The organism is Chromobacterium sp. W521 (assembly GCF_052805975.1).
The window spans coordinates 149,030-168,818 of the sequence record NZ_JBRBAF010000010.1 but is presented as its reverse complement, the minus strand read 5'-3'; the positions used below and the strand labels follow the sequence as shown (position 1 = coordinate 168,818).

The window sequence follows — 19,789 nt, the reverse complement described above, 5'->3', positions numbered from 1 at the left end:
GCCGGCTTGCAAAGCGCATGGACATGAAAAAAGCCGACGCCCTCGCGTCGGCTTTTTGCGCTCTTGCTACTGGATCACTCCAAACGGCCGTGGCACTGCTTGTACTTCTTGCCGCTGCCGCAAGGGCAGGCGTCGTTGCGGCCAATGCGCAGACCCTGCGCGGCCAGCGCGTCCGGAGACAGCGGATTCTCTTCGTCATCGCCCAGCGCAGAACCCGGCGCGGCGTGCTGCATTTCATACTCGCCCACCTGGTGCGGTTCCACCGCGTCCACGTCTTCCTGGCTGCGGATTTGCACCGTCATCAGCACATTGACCACGCTGCGCTTGATGCGCTCCAGCATGTCGGCGAACAGTTCGAAGGCTTCGCGCTTGTATTCCTGCTTCGGGTTCTTCTGCGCGTAACCGCGCAGATGAATGCCCTGGCGCAGATGATCCATCGCCGCCAAGTGTTCGCGCCAGTGATTATCCAGCATCTGCAGCACCAAGCTGCGCTCGAACTGGCGCATCACGCCGTCGCCGGCCAGTTCCACCTTGGCCTGATAGGTCTCGGCGGCTTGCTCGATGATGCGCTCGCGGATGGTTTCGATGTCCAGCGCCGGTTCGGCCTTCAGCCACTCGCTGACCTTGATCGGCAGCAGGAATTCGGCTTCCAGCGTTTTTTCCAGGCCGGTCAGATCCCATTGCTCTTCCATGGATTCCGGCGGCAGGTGTTGGTCCACCAGGTCGGACAACACGCCTTCGCGCATATTGACCACCACGTCGGACACATCGCTTTCCACCAGAATTTCATTGCGCTGCTGGTAAATCACTTTACGCTGGTCGTTGGCAACGTCGTCGTACTCCAGCAATTGCTTGCGGATGTCGAAGTTGCGGCCTTCCACCTTGCGCTGGGCGTTCTCGATGGAGCGGGACACCCACGGGTGCTCGATCGCCTCGCCTTCCGGCATTTTCAGGCGGTCCATGATCGCGGCGACGCGGTCGGAAGCGAAGATGCGCAGCAGCGGGTCTTCCAGGCACAGATAGAAACGGGATGAGCCCGGGTCGCCCTGGCGGCCGGAACGGCCGCGCAGCTGATTATCGATACGACGGGATTCATGGCGCTCGGTGCCCACGATGTGCAGGCCGCCGGCGGCCAACACCTGATCGTGGACCACTTTCCAATCGGCGCGGATCTTGTCGATGCGCGCGCGCTTTTCCTCTGCGGACAGGCTGTCGTCGGACTCGATGCCCTTGATCTCCGGCTCCGGATTGCCGCCCAGCACGATGTCGGTGCCGCGGCCGGCCATATTGGTGGCCACGGTGATCACGCCGGGGCGGCCGGCCTGCACCACGATGTCGGCTTCGCGAGCGTGTTCCTTGGCGTTCAGCACATTGTGCGGCAGCTTGGCTTTTTGCAGCAGATCAGCGATCAGCTCGGAGTTTTCAATGCTGGTGGTGCCCACCAACACCGGTTGGCCGCGCTCGTGGCAGTCTTTGATGTCTGCCAGGATGGCGTCGTACTTTTCCTTGGCGGAACGGTAGACCTTGTCCTGTGCGTCCTTGCGTATCATCGGCCGGTTGGTCGGGATCACCACGGTTTCCAGGCCGTAAATGCTCTGGAATTCGTAAGCTTCGGTGTCGGCGGTACCGGTCATGCCGGCCAGCTTGCCGTACAAGCGGAAGTAGTTCTGGAAGGTGATCGAAGCCAGCGTCTGGTTTTCGCGGTTGATCTCCACGCCTTCCTTGGCTTCCACCGCCTGGTGCAGGCCTTCGGACCAGCGGCGGCCGGCCATCAGGCGGCCGGTGAACTCATCCACGATCACCACTTCGCCGTCTTGCACCACGTAGTGCTGGTCCTTGTGGAACAGCGAATGGGCGCGCAAGGCGGCCATCAGATGGTGCATCAGCGTGATGTTGGTGGCGGAATACAGGCTGTCGCCTTCCTTCAGCAGGCCCAAGCGGGTCAGGATTTCTTCGCTGTGCTCGTGACCGGCTTCGGACATCATCACCGAGTTGGCCTTTTCGTCCACCCAGTAATCGCCCTCGCCCTCTTCGGTTTCCTGGCGCTTCAACATCGGCGGCACCGCGTTCATGCGCTGGTACATGTCGATATTGTCGTCGGCCGGGCCGGAGATGATCAGCGGGGTGCGCGCTTCGTCGATCAGGATGGAGTCCACCTCGTCGATCACCGCATAGGCAAGCTTGCGCTGCACCTTCTCTTCCACGCTGAACACCATATTGTCGCGCAGATAGTCAAAGCCGAATTCGTTGTTGGTGCCGTAAGTGATGTCGCAGGCGTAGGCTTGCTGCTTCTCGTCGTGCGGCATCTGGGACAGGTTGACGCCGACGGAGAGGCCCAGGAAGTTGTACAACTTGGCCATGATGCCGGCGTCGCGGCTGGCCAGGTAGTCGTTGACGGTGACGACGTGCACGCCATCGCCGGTCAGCGCGTTCAGGTAGGACGGCAGCGTGGCCACCAGGGTCTTGCCCTCGCCGGTGCGCATCTCGGCGATCTTGCCGTAGTGCAGCACCATGCCGCCGATCAGCTGCACGTCGAAGTGGCGCATGCCCAGCACGCGACGCGAGGCCTCGCGGCACACCGCAAAGGCTTCCGGCAACAAGTCGTCCACCGTCTCGCCTTTGGCCAGGCGCTGCTTGAACTCATCGGTTTTGGCTGCCAAAGCCTCGTCGGACAACGCTTTCAAGCCCTCTTCCAGAGCGTTGATGCGCACCACCGTCTGGTGGAATTGCTTCAGAAGCCGGTCATTGCGGCTGCCGAATACTTTTTTAAGCAAAGAAGAAATCATGTAATCGAATTCCAGAGACCAGCGGGCTGTTTAGGTAAGGTGTCCGCAAAAATGCTTGAAAGTGTAGCACATTAGCCGCCTTATTTTATGGGGGCGCGCTTGCGCTGTATCAAGGGGGCAAGCGCCTGCTCGCGGTCTTTATTTTCGTATGCGCCCAACCCCGGCGTGAAAACAGCCCGTCGCGGCACGGCCTCGTCCGCAGGCGCGCGGCCATGGCGCCGCGCTTGCGGGCGGAGCCCGACCAAACTCAAACAAGTGTTGGTTTTAATCCACGTTTTTCGGGCGAATTCGAGCAAACACTCAATTAAATTGACACTGACTGTCATGCCACTTTAATAATCCCCTCCAACAATAACGCCTTTCCAACAAGGGCCGTCCACGGCCCGATTCAAGCAGAAGCACGCATAGACAATAGAGGGGAGACATCGATGGACCGCAGACAGTTTCTGAAGTGGAGCGGCTTCTTGACCGCTTCCGTCGCCGCCGGCGGCTTGACCGCGTGCGGCGGCGGAGGCGCCGGCAGCTTGCCGGGGGGCGCCGGTTCGACGCTAGGCATCAATGGCAGCGGCTTTGGCCAGGGCGTAGCCTCCGGCGACCCCAAACCGGACAGCATCGTTCTATGGACCCGGGCGGACGGCGGCGACGGCAGCCAAAACGTCAAGGTCACATTGCAGTTGTCCGACCGCGCGGATTTCTCCACCCTGCTGGTGAATGTGGCGCTCAGCGCCCAGCCGGACTGGGACTACACCATTCGCCACAAAGTCACCGGCCTTAGCAGCGCCGCCACCTACTACTATCGTTTCCTCACCGGCCAGGCGGTCAGCATGACCGGCCGCACCAAGACCGCGCCGGCCGCCGGCGCGCCGCTGTCACAACTGAAGTTCGCCTTCATTTCCTGTCAGGACTGGAGCGTCAACCACTGGGGCGCTTTTGAGGAGCTCGCCAATCAGGACCTGGACTTCATCGTCCATCTGGGCGACTACATCTATGAAACCGTCGGCGCCGGCTTCCAGAGCGGCGGCAACGAAACCCGCCATCCGGCGCTGAGCCTGCCCAACGGCACCCAGCGCGCCGACGGCGCCCGCTATGCCACCACACTGGCGGACTACCGCTCGCTGTACAAGTCCTATCGCAACGACCCCCGCCTGCAAAAGCTGCACGCCAGCTTCCCGATGATTGCGATCTGGGACGACCACGAGTTTTCCGACGACTGCTGGCAAGACCGCCAGGAGTACACCGCCACCGACGACAGTTCGCCGCAAACCGCGCGCCGCCGCAGCGCCAGCCAGGCCTGGTTTGAGAATATGCCGGCCGACGTGCAGTTGGACCTGAACAACCCCTCGTTCCAAAACATCCAGATCTACCGCAGCTTTACCTTCGGCGACCTTGCCACCTTGGTGATGACCGACGAGCGCTTGTACCGCAGCGACCACATCATTCCGGAAACCCAGGCCGGCAGCGAGATAGGCAGCCGCTACTTCGTGCAGAAAAACACCCTGGCCCAGGTGGAAGCCAGCAAGATGGCCTCCACCGGCGGCAATCTGCTCAATGTCTCCATTCTGGGCGAAACCCAGCGCGCCTGGTGGCAGAACCAGATGAAGTCCGCCGCCACTACCTGGAAGCTGTGGGGCAATGAAGTCTCGCTGCTACGCATGGGTTTCGACGGCACCGTCGCGGTGGCCTCGCTGCTGACCCAGGGCCTGGCGCCGCAACTGGCCGGCCTGGGCCTGACGCTGACCCAGCCGCAGATCGCCCAGCTGCAAGGCGCGCTCTATCTGGACCTGGCCGCCGCCAACACCAGCGCCGCCACACCCGTGGTCAGCTATGCCAACACCCAGCCACTGTTGAGCACCCTCAGCGGCGGCGGGATCTCCGCCGGCACGTTCAACACCGCCATCAAACCCGGCCTGGACGCCAGCCTGCCGCCGTCGATGTTCTTCGACAAGTTCATCCTCAACGCCGACCAGTGGGACGGCTACAATGCCGAGCGCAAAGCGCTGATGGCCTATCTGAAAGCTCAGGGCATCGCCAATGTGGTGGCCCTCACCGGCGACATCCACGCCTTCTTCGCCGGCCCGGTGATGGATGACTACGACGCCGCCAGCCCCAGCCCGGTGATGGTGGACCTGGTGACCGCCGGCGTCTCCAGCAACTCTCTGTTCAGCTATTTCAAGAACGTGGTGGACACCGTGCCGGCCTTCTCCAAGGCCAAACCGCTGATCTACACCACGGTGGGCGGCCAGGTGGTCAACACCTTCACCAGCACCTTGCAAAACTTCAACAGCTGGCTCAAATACGTGGACAGCGACGCTCAGGGTTACGCACTGGTGACGCTGACGCCGGCCAAACTCAGCTGCGCCTTCCACAAAGTGGGCGCCTTGAACGGCGGCTCGGCCCCCAACCCGGCCACAGCCAGCGTCAAAACCGTGGAGGTGGCGGCCGGCAGCCCCGCCGTCAACGTACTGTAAACCCCAGCGCACACCAAACGCTCCGAGCACCCGGCCAAGCCGGGCGCTCCGGAGCGAAACGCCACTCAGTTTCAAACAGTACAATCCGTCACAAAACCCCAACAAATCTGCCGCGCCGGTAACAATCCCGTTCACGTAACTCTGCTAGTATCCAGCGCCGACGCCCTGCGCTCTCATTCCCGATGCATGGCCTTGCTGGCAGCCCGCACCCGATGCCCCTGGCCTATGCTTTAAGATGACAGGCATGCTGATTCCGGCTGCGTGCCGCGCGGCCGCGGCTCCGCCCGAACAAAACAGACTAAAACCGCTGACCGCCGCTGGCGGCGCTGTCGGCGGCGCTAAACCGGAGAGGCCAGATGACTACCGTTGTCCGCCATTTCATGCCCGCCACAGCCAAACGGCTGATCCCCAATCGCTGGGATTTGATTGCGTTTCCGCTATTGCTGGGTTTTCTGCTGATGGCCACCACCGGCATCCGCGAAACCTGGGCGCCGCTTACAGCCTTGCAAACCGTCCCGATCACGCTGGACCCGGCCAATCTGCCGGAGTACGCGCTGCGCACCACGCTGCGCATGCTGGCCGCCATGGCCGCCGCACTGGTCTTCACCTTGATCTACGGCACGCTGGCGGCCAAGAGCCGCCGCGCCGGCTTGCTGCTGGTGCCCATCCTGGACATCCTGCAATCGGTGCCGGTGCTGGGCTATGTCTCCTTCACCGTCACCTTCTTCCTGGCGCTGTTTCCCGGCCGGGTGCTAGGCGCGGAATTCGCCGCCATCTTCGCCATCTTCACCAGCCAGGCCTGGAACATGACCTTCAGCTTCTACCAATCGCTGCGCACTGTGCCGCGCGACTTGGAAGAAGTCTCGCTCAATCTGCGGCTCACGCCGTGGCAAAAGTTCTGGAAGCTGGAAGTGCCGTTCTCCATGCCCGGCATGATCTGGAACATGATGATGAGCATGTCCGGCGGCTGGTTCTTCGTGGTCGCCTCGGAAGCCATCACGGTGGGCGACAAGACCGTCACCCTGCCCGGCGTCGGTTCCTACCTGGCGATGGCCATCCAGAACAAGAATCTGGCCGCCGTGGGCTGGGTGATTCTGACCATGACCGTGGTCATCGTCATCTACGACCAATTCCTGTTCCGGCCCATGGTGGCCTGGGCCGATAAATTCCGTCTGGAGGACACCGCCAGCCAATCCGCGCCGGAGTCCTGGGTACTGAACCTGATACAGCGCACCCGCGCCATCCAGCTTCTGCTCAAACCCTTTGGCAAACTGCTGCGCAAAACCGCCCGGCTGCGCCTCAATTACCGCCTGCCGCAGGGCCTGCACTCGGAAGCGCAAACCCCGGTGTCTCGCGGCATAGACGTGGTCTGGTGGCTGCTGGTGGCGGTGCTGGGCCTGTTGGCCAGCTGGAAACTGGTGACCTTCATTCACACAGAGGTGGGCGTCTCCGAAGTGCTGCGCGTGCTGGGCCTGGGTCTGATCACCCTGGTGCGGGTATCACTGCTGATCCTGCTCGCCTCCATCGTCTGGGTACCGCTGGGCGTGCACATCGGCCTGCGCCCGGCGCTGGCGGAAAAGATCCAGCCGCTGGCCCAGTTCCTGGCCGCCTTCCCGGCCAATCTGCTGTTCCCGGTGTTCGTGGTCTTCATCGTCCACTTCAAACTCAACCCGGATATCTGGCTGTCGCCGCTGATCGTGCTCGGCACCCAGTGGTACATCCTGTTTAATGTGGTGGCCGGCGCCAGCGCCTTCCCCAACGATTTTCGCGAAGCGGCGGCCAATTTCCGCATCCGCGGCTGGCAATGGTGGCGGCAAGTGATGCTGCCCGGCATCTTCCCCTACTACGTCACCGGCGCGATTACCGCATCGGGGGGCGCCTGGAACGCCAGCATCGTGTCCGAATACGTGTCCTGGGGCGACGACAAGCTGGCCGCTCACGGTCTGGGCGCTTACATTGCCCAAACCACAGCCGCCGGCGACTATCCGAAGATACTGCTCGGCATCACCGTGATGTCCATCTTTGTCGTCCTGTTCAACCGCCTGCTGTGGCGGCCGATGTACGCCGCCGCCGAAAACAAACTCCGTCTCAACTAAGGGGGCAACCATGACTCAAGACACCATCACCCCGGGGCGGGAGATTTTCCGGCTGGAAAACGTTTGCCGCGGCTTCAACAAGGGCAATGACGAAATCCAGGTGCTGGACGACGTCAACCTGACGCTGCGCGAAGGCGAAATCGTCGGCCTGCTAGGCCGTTCCGGCTCGGGCAAATCCACCCTGCTGCGCATCATTGCCGGCCTGATCAAGCAAAGCAGCGGCAATGTCAGTTACCACGGCAAGCCCCTGACCGGCCCTGCCGAAGGCGTGGCCATGGTGTTCCAGACCTTCGCGCTATTCCCCTGGCTGACCGTGCTGCAAAACGTGGAAGCCGGGCTGGAAGCGCTGGGCGTGGAAGCCAAGGAACGCCGCCGCCGCGCGCTGGCCGCCATCGACCTGATCGGTCTGGACGGTTTCGAGAACGCCTACCCGCGCGAACTGTCCGGCGGCATGCGCCAACGCGTCGGCTTCGCCCGCGGCCTGGTGGTCAACCCCACCCTGCTCTTGATGGACGAACCCTTCTCCGCACTGGACGTGCTCACCGCCGAAACGCTGCGCACCGACATGCTGGACCTGTGGAGCGAAGGCCAGTTGCCCATCCAGTCCGTGCTCATCGTCACCCACAATATCGAAGAAGCCGTATTCATGTGCGACCGCATCCTGGTGCTGTCGTCCAACCCCGGCCGCGTGGTGGCGGAAATCAAAGTGCCGTTCCCGCACCGCCGCAACCGGCTGGACCCGGCCTTCCGCAAAATGGTGGACGACATCTACGCGCTGATGACCGCGCGCCGCAGCGCCCACACCCTGCACAAGTTGCCGCTGGAAATCGGCAGCCAGTTAAGCGAGGTGTCCACCAACCTGATGGCCGGCTTGATTGAGGAAGTGGCTCAAGCGCCCTATCACGGCAAAGCGGACATGCCGGAAATCGCGGAGAAACTACGGCTGGAAGTGGACGAACTGTTCCCGGTGGCCGAAATCCTGGAACATCTGGGCTTCGCCGAACTGAAAGACGGCGACATCCTGCTCACCGCCGCCGGCAAACTGTTCGCCGACTACGGCACCCAGGAACGCAAAGTACAGTTCGCCGAACACCTGCTGCGCCACGTGCCCATGGCCGCCCACATCCGCAAAGTGCTTCAAGAGCGTCCAGGCCAACGCGCGCCGCGGCTGCGCTTCGCTCAGGAACTGGAAGACTCTCTGTCCGACGAAACCGCCGAGGAGACGCTGGACACCGTGATCAGCTGGGGACGCTACGCGGAAATCTTCTCTTACAACGACCACACTGAAACCTTCAGTCTGGAAGACGTGGAAGGCGGTCAATAAGCGCCGCTGGCGGCCTCGTCGACGGGACGAGAACGCCAGCTTATCTCCAAACACGGCCCGCCAGCGGCTACAATGACTTGTTTTCATTCCGCAGCCCGCCATGTCCGGACGCCAATTCACCGATATCGCCCGTCTCGACGGCACCCTGACCCGCCTCACCGCCGAAGCCCAGGCGCTGATGCGGCTGGACCGCGCCTTCCAGAAACTGTTGCCGCCGCAACTGGCCGGCACCTGCCGCGCCGTGCGCATCCGCGATGACGAACTAGTGATTTACACCGATACCGGCATCATCGCCGCCCGCCTGCGCATGCTGGCCCCCGGCCTGCTGCCGCAACTGGCGCAGCAAGGCTATGTGGCCGGCAAAGTACGGGTCAAAGTGGATATCCGCCTGGCGCGCAAACCCAAGGAAAAAACGCTGAAGATCAGCCAGAACGCATTGGACGGCATGGAAGAAGCCGCCGCCAGCGTCAGCAACCCTCTGGTCAGCGCCGCGCTGGCCAAGCTGATAGCCCACCACCGCAAGTAAAGGCCGGCGCGCCGCCGGCCGTCTTGCCGCAGCCGGTCAAACCGGCTTAAAGTCGCGGCATGAAAAAATACATCATCATGGCGCTCGCCGGCCTGGCCGCCGGCATCGCTCAAGCCGCTCCGACAGAACAGCCGACGCCGGCGGAGGCGGAAGCCGCCTTCAAGACCCAGGCCCTCGCCGAATTCAACAACAAGCCGGAATCCACCCACACGGTGCTGATGCGCTCGATGCTGGAATCCATGCTCAAGGACCTGCGCGTCACCTCAGTGAGCGACTGTCAGAACGATGAAGAAAACGCCACCCTGGACTGCGAAGTCAGCTACCAGGGCCGCAAACTTACCGGCAAGCCAGTGAAGCGCGAGCAGCGGATGCGCTTCAGCCGTCAAGACGGCCAATGGCGCATCGTGCCCCCGCCCAAAGACGCGGACGACGAAGAGGCCGGCGCCGCGTCCTCTCCTCAATAGGCTCAGGCAAGCTGCGCCTCGAAGCTGTCCGCTCGGGCCATTTGCCACATACGGCCGTAGAACGCCGCCTTGATCTCCGGCTCCAGCAACTCGCCCGGCTGCAAAAAGACATGCAGTTGCGAAAACAGCCTGATCTCGGTGTCGCTGACGCGGCGCACCAAATGGTGCGGCCGCAACTGCGACGGGTGCTCCAGCCCGGCCGAGGCCAGCATCTCCGCCAGCGCCTTCATGGTGTTGCGATGAAAATGGAACACCCGGTCCGCCTTATCCGGCACCACCAGCGCGCGCTGACGCAGCGCATCCTGCGTCGCCACCCCGGTGGGGCAACGGTTGGTGTGACAGCTCTGGCTTTGGATGCAGCCGATGGCGAACATGAAGCCGCGCGCGGAATTGGCCCAGTCCGCGCCTATCGCCAGCACGCTGGCGATGTCGAAAGCGCTGACCAGCTTGCCGCTGGCGCCGATCTTGATCTTGTCCCGCAGATTCAAGCCCACCAACACATTGTGGACAAACAGCAAACCCTCGCGCAGCGGCACGCCGATGTGATCCGTGAACTCCAGCGGCGCCGCTCCTGTGCCGCCCTCCTTGCCGTCCACCACGATGAAGTCCGGCAGAATCCCCGTTTCCAGCATCGCCTTGGCGATACCCATGAACTCCCACGGATGGCCCAGACAAAACTTGAAACCCACCGGCTTGCCGCCGGACAACTCGCGCAACCGGGCGATGAAACGCATCAGTTCGATCGGCGTGGAAAACGCGCTGTGGCGCGACGGCGACACGCAATCCTGCCCCAACGGCACGCCGCGGGTCGCGGCGATTTCCGGCGTCACCTTGTGCTTGGGCAAAATGCCGCCGTGGCCGGGCTTGGCGCCCTGGCTCAGCTTGATCTCTACCATCTTCACCTGCGGATTGCGCGCCTGTTCGGCAAAGCGCTCCGCGTCGAAACCGCCGGCCGCGTCTCGGCAGCCGAAATAGCCGCTGCCCAGTTCCCACACCAGCGCGCCGCCATGCTCCAAGTGATAAGGGCTGATGCTGCCCTCGCCGGTGTCGTGATAGAAATCACCGCGCTGCGCACCCTGATTCAAGGCGCGGATGGCGTTGGCGCTGAGCGCGCCAAAGCTCATCGCCGACACATTGAACAAGGAAGCCGAATACGGCTGGGTACACTGCGGGCCGCCGATTTCCACGCGAAAGCCGGCAGGATCGCTCAGCGGCGCCGGCCGCATCGAATGGCTGATGAACTCGAAGCCCGGCTGATACACATCGATCAAGGTGCCGAACGGCTTGTCCGCGCCCTCGTTCTTGGCGCGCGCGTACACCAGCGAGCGCTGAGCGCGCGAGAACGGCAGTTGCTCGCGGTCGGACTCCAGCAGGTACTGGCGGATTTCCGGACGGATGCTTTCCACCAGGTAACGGATATTGCCCAGAATCGGATAGTTGCGACGCACCGCATGGCGGGTTTGCAGCAAATCGAACACCCCCAGCAGCGTCAACGCGGCGGCGGCCAGCGTGAACGGCCACAACCACTCATAGTGAACGAAGGGCAAGCTGAACAGCGTGAACAACAGGCAACAGGAGAAAAAGGCGTAGCGGCTCAACAAGGACACACTCATGTGGACTCCAGACTGGGGTGGCGGGGAAGGCTCAGGGTAACGTCGAAAACCCGCGGCTCACAAGGCGCGGCAGGCGCGAATTCACATTAATAAATACATTCACTATAAAGATAATCTACTCCCTGACCTAAAGGCCGGCTCCGCAGACACGGTAAATATCCGGAAGATAACATCTCTCGACATCCACACCGCCGCGGCCCGACCGCGGTACTTTAATAAAACGATGGAACCCAAGACATGCCCTGCCTGCAACGCTTCCTCCCGGACACCGCGCCGGAAACCCTGATCGCCGCGCTAGAACAAGACGGCGGCATCGTGATAGAACATCTGTTGACCCCGGATGGCCTGGCACAGTTCCGCGCCCAGCTGCAGCCGCTGCTGGACCGCTCCGCCCCCTGCCAGGGCGACTTCTACGGCTACGCCACCCGCAGGATCAGCGGCCTGATAGAACGCGTGCCCGTCACCCGCGAACTCGCCATCCACCCTTTGATCCTGCAAGTGATGGACGCCTTCCTGCTGCGCGGCTGCCGCGAATACCAGCTCAACCTCACCCAGGCCATCAGCATCGGCCCCGGCGAACCGCGTCAATTCCTGCACAGCGACGACCTGATGTTTCCCGGCACCGCGCCCGGATCGGAAAAAATGATCAACTGCATGTACGCGTTGGACGACTTCACCGAACAGAACGGCGCCACCTGCGTCGTGCCCGGCAGCCACCGCTGGCCGGAACCGCGCGATCCCAAGCCGGAAGAAGTCATCAGCGCCGCCATGCCCGCCGGCTCGGTGCTGATCTATCTGGGCTCGCTGATCCACGGCGGCGGCGCCAACCAGAGCGCCCAGGCGCGCACCGGCGTCGTCATCAGCTACAACCTGGGCTGGCTGCGCCAGGCGGAGAACCAATACCTTGCCGTCTCCCGGGAACTGGCCCGCGCGCTGCCGCCCCGGCTGCAACGGCTGCTGGGCTACTTTGTCCATGCGCCCAACCTTGGCAGCATAGACGGCCGCGACCCGATAGAACTGCTGCACGATCAGCCGCCGGCGGACGCGCTGTTCCGCGAATTCCTGCCGGAGGAAATTATCCAACCGCTCGCGGAAGCGCGCGCAGCCGCGTTGCGCGTCGATTAATCTTATCTCTGCACATCGACATCCCGCCGCAACATCGCGGCGGGATGATGAACAATGGAACACGCGGGCCATCCGGCTGACGCGCGCCGCCACCGCACTCTCTAGACCAAGGATAACAGCATGAACGCCAGCGAAGATCAGGACAGCCCGCAGCAAACCGAAGCGGACGCGCCGCAAGACCCTTCCCGCCGCCGCCTTTTTGAAGGCCTGGCCGCCATCGGCGCTAGCTGTGCGCTGCCCGCGGCGGCGGCGACGCCGTCAAGCCATCCGCGCCGGGGCCAATTGGACGCCTTGCTCAAAGCGAATATCAAGAATGTGGTGGTGATCTATCTGGAAAACCGCAGCTTCAACAACCTCTACGGCAACTTCCCCGGCGTGGCCCAGCCGCTAAGCGCCGTCGCCCCGGAACAAGCCTTGCAAAGCGACCGCGACGGCCGCCCGCTGCCCGGCCTGCCCAAAATTTGGGGCGGCCTGGTGCCTACCGGCCAAACCGTGGCCGGCAAGCACTATTTCATAGAAGAAAAAGACATACACGGCCTGCCCAACGCGCCGTTCCCGCTGAAAGACGCCGAAGGGCAGCCTTTGCCGGAGGCCGTGATCACCCGCGATCTCTGTCATCTGTTCTATCACAACCAGATGCAGATCAACGACGGCCGCAACGACCAGTTCGTTGCCTGGGCCGATTCCGGCGCGCTGGTCATGGGCCACTACCCAGACACCGCACGCACTCTCAATCAATGGCAGATCGCCCGCCGCTTCACTCTGTGCGACAACTTCTTCATGGCGGCCTTCGGCGGCTCCTACCTCAACCACCAATTTCTGATCGCCGCGCGCACCCCTGAATATTTCAATGCCGCCCAGACCCCGGCCAAGAAGAAAATCGCCGTGCTGGCCGACGGCCCTACCGGTCGCCGGCTGGCGCTGGACCCCAAATCCCCGGCCTCGGCGCTGGACGGTCCGCCCAAATTCGTCAACAACGGCTCCATCACCCCGGACGGCTACGCGGTCAATACCATGGCCCCGCCCTACCAGCCCAGCTTCGTGCGGCCGGCGGAGGGCGGCGACAAACGCTATGCCGACCCGCAAGACCCCAGCACCCTGCCGCCGCAAAGCTACCGCACCATAGGCGATCTCTTGTCCGAAAAACACATCGGCTGGGCCTGGTACGGCGGCAGTTGGCAAGCCGCGCTGGACGGCAAGGGCGGCGGCGACGCGCCCAACTTTCAATACCATCACCAGCCCTTCAATTACTTCCGCCAGTTCGCGCCCGGCAGCACCGCGCGCGAGCGCCATCTGCTGGACGGCGGCCTGGGCGATAGCCCGATTTCCAACCGCTTCATCGCTGACGCCGTGGCCGGCAAGCTGCCCGCGGTGGCGTTCTACAAGCCGCAGGGCAATCTGAACATGCATGCGGGCTATTCCGACGTGGAGTCCGGCGATCGTCATGTAGCCAATGTGTTGCAGCATTTGATGAGCGGACCGCAATGGAAGCATATGCTGGTGGTGATCACCCATGATGAGAACGGCGGCTGGTGGGATCATGTGGCGCCGCCTCAGGGGGACCGCTGGGGACCGGGTTCGCGGATTCCAGCGATCATCGCCTCGCCGTTCGCCAAGCGCGGGCATGTGGATCACACTTTTTACGATACAACGTCCATCATCCGTTTCATCAGCCGGCTGCATGATTTGCCGGAGTTGGAGGGGGTGAGCGCGCGCAATGCGGCCTTCCGCGCGCGCGGCGCGCGGCCGCCAGGGGATTTGACCGGGGCTTTGGTGTTTGCGTGAGAACCTGTTCACGATCTGCTGCGCGTTGGTGAGATAGCGTAAAAACAAGCTCAAAAAGCTCTGGCCTTGAGAGCACAGGAATCCACAAAAAAAGCACCGTTTTCCATGCTTGGAAACGGTGCTTTTCTCTTAAGTGAACGGCATTACCCCGACTTCCGGGGCGTTTTGAATGAACGCGACAAGCACTCAGATCACGTAATCCTGACCTTCCTGCTTGGCAAACACCGACAGCTTCTTCGGCGTCACATACAGGCTGTCGCCGGGCAATACCGCCAGTTCTCGATAACGCTCCTTGCTCACCGCCGCCTCTATGCTCCGGCCGTCGGCCTGCACCAGCTCCACCCGCACGATGGGTCCCACCGCGTGGATATGCTCCACCGTGCCCTGCGCCAACGCACCATCGGCGTGGCGCGACAGGTCCAGGTCGTGCGGGCGCACATAGGCCACCGCCTCATCGCCGCTGGCCAGCGCCAGCCCTTCCAACGCATGGGCATAGCCGCCGATCTGCAACTGCCCGCGCTCGATGCGGCCGTGGAACAGGTTCACATCGCCCAGGAACTGCGTGACAAAAGGCGTGGCCGGGTTTTCGTAGATGTCGTCCGGACGTCCCACTTGCTCGATGTGGCCGTGGTCCATCACCACGACCCGGTCCGACACTTCCAGCGCCTCTTCCTGATCGTGAGTGACGAACACGCTGGTGATGTGCATATCGTTGTGCAGGTCGCGCAGCCAACGGCGCAAGTCCTTGCGCACCTTGGCGTCCAACGCGCCGAAGGGTTCGTCCAATAGCAGCACCTTGGGCTCCACCGCCAAAGAGCGCGCCAGGGCGATACGCTGGCGCTGGCCGCCGGACAGCTGGCCGGGATAGGCGTCCGCCAACCAGTCCAGCTGCACCATTTTCAGCAGCTGCATTACTTTGTCGCGGATTTCATCCTTGCCGGGGCGGCTCTTGCGCGGCTTGACGCTGAGGCCGAAGGCCACGTTGTCGAACACCGTCATGTGACGGAACAACGCGTAATGCTGGAATACGAAGCCCACTTCGCGCTCGGCCACATGGGTGTGGGTGGCGTCGGCGCCGGCAAACAGCACTTGCCCAGCGTCCGGGCGTTCCAGTCCGGCGATGATGCGCAGCAAGGTGGTCTTGCCGCAGCCGGACGGCCCCAGCAGCGCCAGCAGTTCGCCGGCCTCCACGTTGAGGCTGACATTGTCCAGCGCGACGAAGTCGCCGAACTGTTTGCGGATATTGCGGATTTCTATGCTCATGCGGGCTGGTCCTTAGCTATGGCGCGGCCGGCGGCGGCCAGGCGAGCGGCCGCGCTGCGTTCCGCGGCGGCGTCGCTCTGTCGCGCCATCCGCCACTCCACCAGGCTCTTGACGCCCAGGGTGACCAGGGCGAGGAAGGCCAAGAGCGAAGCGCAAGCGAAGGCGCCGACGAAGTTGTACTCGTTGTACAGGATTTCTACATGCAGCGGAATGGTGTTGGTCTGGCCGCGGATATGGCCGGACACCACGCTCACCGCCCCGAATTCCCCCATGGCGCGGGCATTGGTCAGGATCACGCCGTAGAGCAGGCCCCATTTGACATTGGGGAGGGTGACGCGCCAAAAGGTTTGCCATCCAGACGCGCCCAAAACCAGCGCCGCCTGCTCCTCGTCCGCGCCTTGCGCCTGCATCAGCGGAATCAGTTCGCGGGCCACGAAGGGGAAGGTGACGAAGACGGTGGCCAACACGATGCCGGGGACGGCGAAGATCACTTGCAGGCCATGCTGTTGCAGCCAGCCGCCTAGCGCGGTGTTGACGCCGAACAGCAGCACGTACATCAGGCCGGCCACCACCGGCGACACCGCGAACGGCAGGTCGATCAGCGTGGTCAGGAAACTCTTGCCGCGGAATTCAAAACGAGCAATGGCCCAGGCCGCCGCTACGCCGAACACCAGGTTCAGCGGCACGGCGATGACGGCGGCGATCAAGGTCAGCTTGATCGCCGCCAGCGCGTCCGGCTCGGTCAGCGCTGCCAGGTACAGGTCCCAACCTTTGCGGAAAGCTTCCCAGAACACCGCCAACAGCGGCACCAGCAGGAACAGGAACAAAAAGACCAAGGCCAGGCCGGTCAACAGATAGCGCACCAGGCGCGATTCAGTGGTCAGGCTTTGCATATCATTTACCCGCGCCGTGGCGGCGCGCGGCCCACCATTGGATGAGGTTGATGGCGAAAAGGATCAGGAAGGAGATGGCCAGCATCACCAGCGCCACCGCTACCGCGCCGTGCTGGTCGAACTGGTCCAGCTTGGCGGCGATGATCAGCGGGGCGATTTCCGACACCATGGGGATATTGCCGGCAATGAAGATCACCGAGCCGTATTCGCCGGTGGCGCGAGCGAAGGCCATCGCGCCGCCGGTGATCAAGGCAGGCAGCGCCGCCGGGAAAATCACGCGCCGGAAGATGTCCCAGCGCCCGGCGCCCAAGCAGGTGGCGGCTTCTTCCAGTTCGCGCTCCAGGTCTTCCAACACCGGCTGCACCGTGCGCACCACAAAGGGCAGGCCGATGAAGGTCAACGCCACGATGATGCCCAGCGGGGTGAACGACACTTTCAGGCCCAGCGGCTCCAGATATTGACCGATCCAACCGTTGGGCGCGTACAGCGTGGTCAGCGCGATGCCGGCCACGGCGGTGGGCAGCGCGAACGGCAGGTCCACCAACGCGTCGATCAGCCGTTTGCCGGGAAAGCGGTAGCGCACCAGCACCCAGGCCACCAGAAAGCCGAACAGCAGATTGATCAGCGCGGCGATGCCGGCGGAGACGAAGGACAGGCGGATGGCGGCGACCACGCGCTCATGGGCCACCGCATCGACGAAGGCCGCCCAGCCCATGCCGTGCGCCGACCATAACAGCGCGGCAAACGGCAGCAGCACAATCAGGCCCAGCCAAAACAGGGTAATGCCGAAAGACAGGCCGAAGCCGGGCAGCACCGAGTGGCGCTTGTTGATCAGATTGAAACCGCTGGCCGCCATCATGCGCTCATTTCTTGCTGAAGATCTGGTCGAAGCTGCCGCCATCGGCGAAATGCTTCTGGTTGACCGCGGCCCAGGAACCGAACACGCTGGCCACGGTGAAGGTCTTCACCGCCGGGAAACGGGAGGCAAACTGCTTGGCCACCGCCGGGTCTTGCGGACGCAGGTAGTTTTCCGCGGCCAGCTTCTGGCCTTCCGGGCTCCACAAGTATTGCAGATAGGCTTCCGCCTGCTTGCGGCTGCCTTTGCGGTCCACCACCTTGTCCACCACCGACACCGGGTTCTCGGCCAGCACCGACAGGCTGGGATACACCACTTCAAAGCCGCCGCGGCCGAATTCGCGGGCGATCATTTCCGCCTCGTTCTCGAAGGTCACCAACACATCGCCGATCTGGCGCTGCATGAAGGTAGTGGTGGCGGCGCGGCCGCCGCCGTCCAGCACAGGCACGTTCTTGAAGATTTTGCCCACCAGGTCCTGGGCCTTGGCCTCATTGCCGCCCGGCTGCTTCAACGCATAGCCCCAGGCCGCCAGGTAGCTGTAACGGCCGTTGCCGGAAGTCTTGGGATTGGGAATAACCACTTTCAAACCCGGCTTGGCCAGGTCGCTCCAGTCGCGCACTTGCTGCGGGTTGCCCTTGCGCACCAGGAACACGATGGTGGAGGTGAACGGCACCGCGTGGTTGGGCAGCCGGCTGGCCCAGTTGGCCGGCACCAAGCCCTTGCCCGCCAGCAGGTCGATATCGGTGGCCTGGTTCATGGTGATCACGTCGGCGGCCAGGCCGTTGGCCACCGCCAGCGCCTGCTTGCTGGAGCCGCCGTGCGACTGTTGCAGGGTGACGGTTTCGCCGGTCTTGGCCTTATAAGCTTTCTGGAAAGCCGGGTTGTAGTCCTTGTAGAAGTCGCGCATCACGTCATAGGACACGTTGAGCAGAGTGGCGTCGGCCAGCGCGGAGCCGGTCGCGGCCAGCAACAGTGCGGCCAGGGCAAGGCGGAGCTTCATGGACAGACCTTTTCTTGATGGATGATCGGCGATGTTCCCGACTATACCCAAGGACTGTTATATCCATAAATAATATTGTGAAATACTCTTATCCCTCAATCATCTAACAAAACCAACCCGCCCCCAAGGCGTTCCCGCTCTGGCCCCCCTCCCCGCTTTGGTTTACTCTCAGAGTCAATTCTCTATTCTGGCTCTCGGAAGTTTCCACGATGAACGTCAAAGACTATATGCAACAGACGGGCAAGGCCGCCCGCAAGGCCAGCCGCGAGCTGGCCCGCGCAGACACCGCGCAGAAAAACCGCGCGCTGCTGGCAATGGCTGACGCCATCCTGCGCGATCAGTCCAAGCTGTTGGACGCCAATGCTCAGGACATGGAGGCGGCGCGCAAGGCCGGCTTGGAACCGGCGCTGCTGGAGCGGCTGGCTTTGACTGAGAAAACCATTGTCGGCATGGCCGAAGGGCTGCGCCAAATCGCCGCGCTACCGGACCCGGTGGGCGAGGTCAGCGAGATGGCCTACCGGCCCTCCGGCATTCAACTAGGCAAGATGCGGGTGCCGCTGGGCGTGGTGGGCATCATTTACGAGGCGCGTCCCAACGTCACCGCCGACGCCGCCGGCCTGTGCCTGAAATCCGGCAACGCCGCTTTGCTGCGCGGCGGTTCCGAGGCCTTCCACAGCAATCAGGCTATCGCCGCCTGCGTGCACGAAGGCCTGCGCGCGGCCGGACTGCCGGCGGAAGCGGTGCAGGTGCTGGCCACCACCGACCGCGCCGCGGTAGGCGAGTTGATCACCATGCCGCAATACGTGGACGTGATCGTGCCGCGCGGCGGCAAGGGTCTGATCGCCCGCATCAGCGCCGAGGCGCGGGTGCCGGTGATCAAGCATCTGGACGGCAACTGTCATGTCTACATTGACGACACCGCCAGCCCGGACAAGGCTTTCGACATCGCTCTAAACGCCAAGACCCACCGCTACGGCACCTGCAACACCATGGAAACCTTGCTGGTGCACACCGCCTTCGCGGAATTCATCCTGCCGCGCCTGGCCGAGGCCTATTGGGAAAAAGACGTGGAGCTGCGCGGTTGCGAACGCACGCGCGCCATCCTGGGCGACAAGGTTCGGCCGGCCAGCGACGAGGACTGGGCCAGCGAATATCTGGCGCCTATTCTAGCCATCAAGGTGGTCAAAGACCTTGATGAGGCCATCGAGCATATCAATCACTGGGGCAGCCACCACACCGACGCCATCGTGTCCGAGGACTACGGGCGCACGCGCCGCTTCCTGCGCGAGGTGGACTCCGCCAGCGTGATGGTCAACGCCTCCACCCGCTTCGCCGACGGTTTCGAATACGGGCTGGGCGCGGAAATCGGCATTTCCACCGACAAGATCCACGCGCGCGGCCCGGTGGGCCTGACCGGGCTGACCAGCCAGAAATGGATCGTGCTGGGCGACGGCCAGATCCGTTCCTGATTCCGCCGCCTTGGAAGCCGGCCGCGTGGCAGGCTTCTCGCTCTGGCGGGACACACGCCGCCGGCCTCGCTGCCGGCGGCGTTTTCATTGATAATCGCTGCTTTGCTTCCCTACCGGGCGA

Annotated in this window: 14 protein-coding genes; 8 read left to right on the top strand and 6 right to left on the bottom strand. The window is 63.1% G+C overall.

Annotation, left to right across the window (positions count from 1 at the left end; genetic code table 11):
* Positions 1–74: 74 nt before the first annotated feature.
* A complete protein-coding gene (gene secA / locus ACUXV1_RS17085; RefSeq protein ID WP_043635582.1) occupies positions 75–2,786 on the bottom strand; it encodes a preprotein translocase subunit SecA in 2,712 nt (903 codons plus the stop codon).
* A 428-nt stretch (positions 2,787–3,214) separates the two neighbouring features.
* Between secA and ACUXV1_RS17080 the strand changes: the two genes are divergently transcribed.
* The 5 genes from ACUXV1_RS17080 to ACUXV1_RS17060 all read left to right on the top strand — a co-directional run bounded on the left by ACUXV1_RS17080 (position 3,215) and on the right by ACUXV1_RS17060 (position 9,664).
* Entirely contained in the window at positions 3,215–5,254 is a 2,040-nt protein-coding gene (locus tag ACUXV1_RS17080) for an alkaline phosphatase D family protein (protein WP_446016027.1), read from the top strand.
* 356 nt (positions 5,255–5,610) lie between these two features.
* Positions 5,611–7,350, top strand: coding sequence for an ABC transporter permease (locus tag ACUXV1_RS17075; protein ID WP_446016028.1), 1,740 nt, complete (start codon positions 5,611–5,613; stop codon positions 7,348–7,350).
* Positions 7,351–7,360: 10 nt separating this feature from the next.
* Positions 7,361–8,674, top strand: a complete 1,314-nt coding sequence (locus ACUXV1_RS17070; RefSeq protein ID WP_043592358.1) for an ABC transporter ATP-binding protein — start codon at positions 7,361–7,363, stop codon at positions 8,672–8,674.
* 100 nt (positions 8,675–8,774) lie between these two features.
* Complete coding sequence (locus ACUXV1_RS17065) at positions 8,775–9,200, top strand: DUF721 domain-containing protein (protein WP_019101716.1); 426 nt, start codon at positions 8,775–8,777, stop codon at positions 9,198–9,200.
* A 59-nt stretch (positions 9,201–9,259) separates the two neighbouring features.
* The gene (locus ACUXV1_RS17060) at positions 9,260–9,664 is read left to right on the top strand and encodes a hypothetical protein (protein ID WP_446016029.1); all 405 of its coding nucleotides are present in this window, start codon (positions 9,260–9,262) and stop codon (positions 9,662–9,664) included.
* Between the two features lie 2 nt (positions 9,665–9,666).
* Here ACUXV1_RS17060 and ACUXV1_RS17055 read toward each other — a convergent pair whose 3' ends face one another.
* Positions 9,667–11,277, bottom strand: a complete 1,611-nt coding sequence (locus ACUXV1_RS17055; RefSeq protein WP_337882995.1) for an FMN-binding glutamate synthase family protein — start codon at positions 11,275–11,277, stop codon at positions 9,667–9,669.
* A 237-nt stretch (positions 11,278–11,514) separates the two neighbouring features.
* On the opposite strand from ACUXV1_RS17055, the gene ACUXV1_RS17050 reads away from it, so the two are divergent.
* Together ACUXV1_RS17050 and ACUXV1_RS17045 are read left to right on the top strand one after the other, a co-directional pair.
* Positions 11,515–12,402 (top strand): phytanoyl-CoA dioxygenase family protein, encoded by an 888-nt coding sequence (locus ACUXV1_RS17050; RefSeq protein WP_052370438.1) that lies wholly within the window; start codon positions 11,515–11,517, stop codon positions 12,400–12,402.
* A gap of 120 nt (positions 12,403–12,522) precedes the next feature.
* The gene (locus ACUXV1_RS17045) at positions 12,523–14,187 is read left to right on the top strand and encodes an acid phosphatase (RefSeq protein ID WP_446016030.1); all 1,665 of its coding nucleotides are present in this window, start codon (positions 12,523–12,525) and stop codon (positions 14,185–14,187) included.
* Positions 14,188–14,373: 186 nt separating this feature from the next.
* On the opposite strand, the gene ACUXV1_RS17040 is transcribed toward ACUXV1_RS17045, so the two are convergent.
* The 4 genes from ACUXV1_RS17040 to ACUXV1_RS17025 are packed head-to-tail and all read right to left on the bottom strand — an operon-like array spanning position 14,374 to position 18,199.
* The gene (locus tag ACUXV1_RS17040; RefSeq protein WP_043635558.1) at positions 14,374–15,450 is read right to left on the bottom strand and encodes a sulfate/molybdate ABC transporter ATP-binding protein; all 1,077 of its coding nucleotides are present in this window, start codon (positions 15,448–15,450) and stop codon (positions 14,374–14,376) included.
* Positions 15,447–16,343 (bottom strand): sulfate ABC transporter permease subunit CysW, encoded by an 897-nt coding sequence (gene cysW / locus ACUXV1_RS17035; RefSeq protein WP_019103752.1) that lies wholly within the window; start codon positions 16,341–16,343, stop codon positions 15,447–15,449. Before cysW ends, ACUXV1_RS17040 begins: the two co-directional genes overlap by 4 nt.
* A gap of 1 nt (position 16,344) precedes the next feature.
* A complete protein-coding gene (gene cysT / locus ACUXV1_RS17030; RefSeq protein WP_019103753.1) occupies positions 16,345–17,202 on the bottom strand; it encodes a sulfate ABC transporter permease subunit CysT in 858 nt (285 codons plus the stop codon).
* 4 nt (positions 17,203–17,206) lie between these two features.
* Positions 17,207–18,199 carry a sulfate ABC transporter substrate-binding protein gene (locus ACUXV1_RS17025; RefSeq protein ID WP_043635553.1) on the bottom strand — a complete coding sequence of 331 codons (993 nt, stop codon included), beginning with the start codon at positions 18,197–18,199 and terminating at the stop codon, positions 17,207–17,209.
* A 209-nt stretch (positions 18,200–18,408) separates the two neighbouring features.
* Between ACUXV1_RS17025 and ACUXV1_RS17020 the strand changes: the two genes are divergently transcribed.
* Complete coding sequence (locus tag ACUXV1_RS17020; RefSeq protein WP_019103755.1) at positions 18,409–19,668, top strand: glutamate-5-semialdehyde dehydrogenase; 1,260 nt, start codon at positions 18,409–18,411, stop codon at positions 19,666–19,668.
* Positions 19,669–19,789 lie beyond the last annotated feature (121 nt).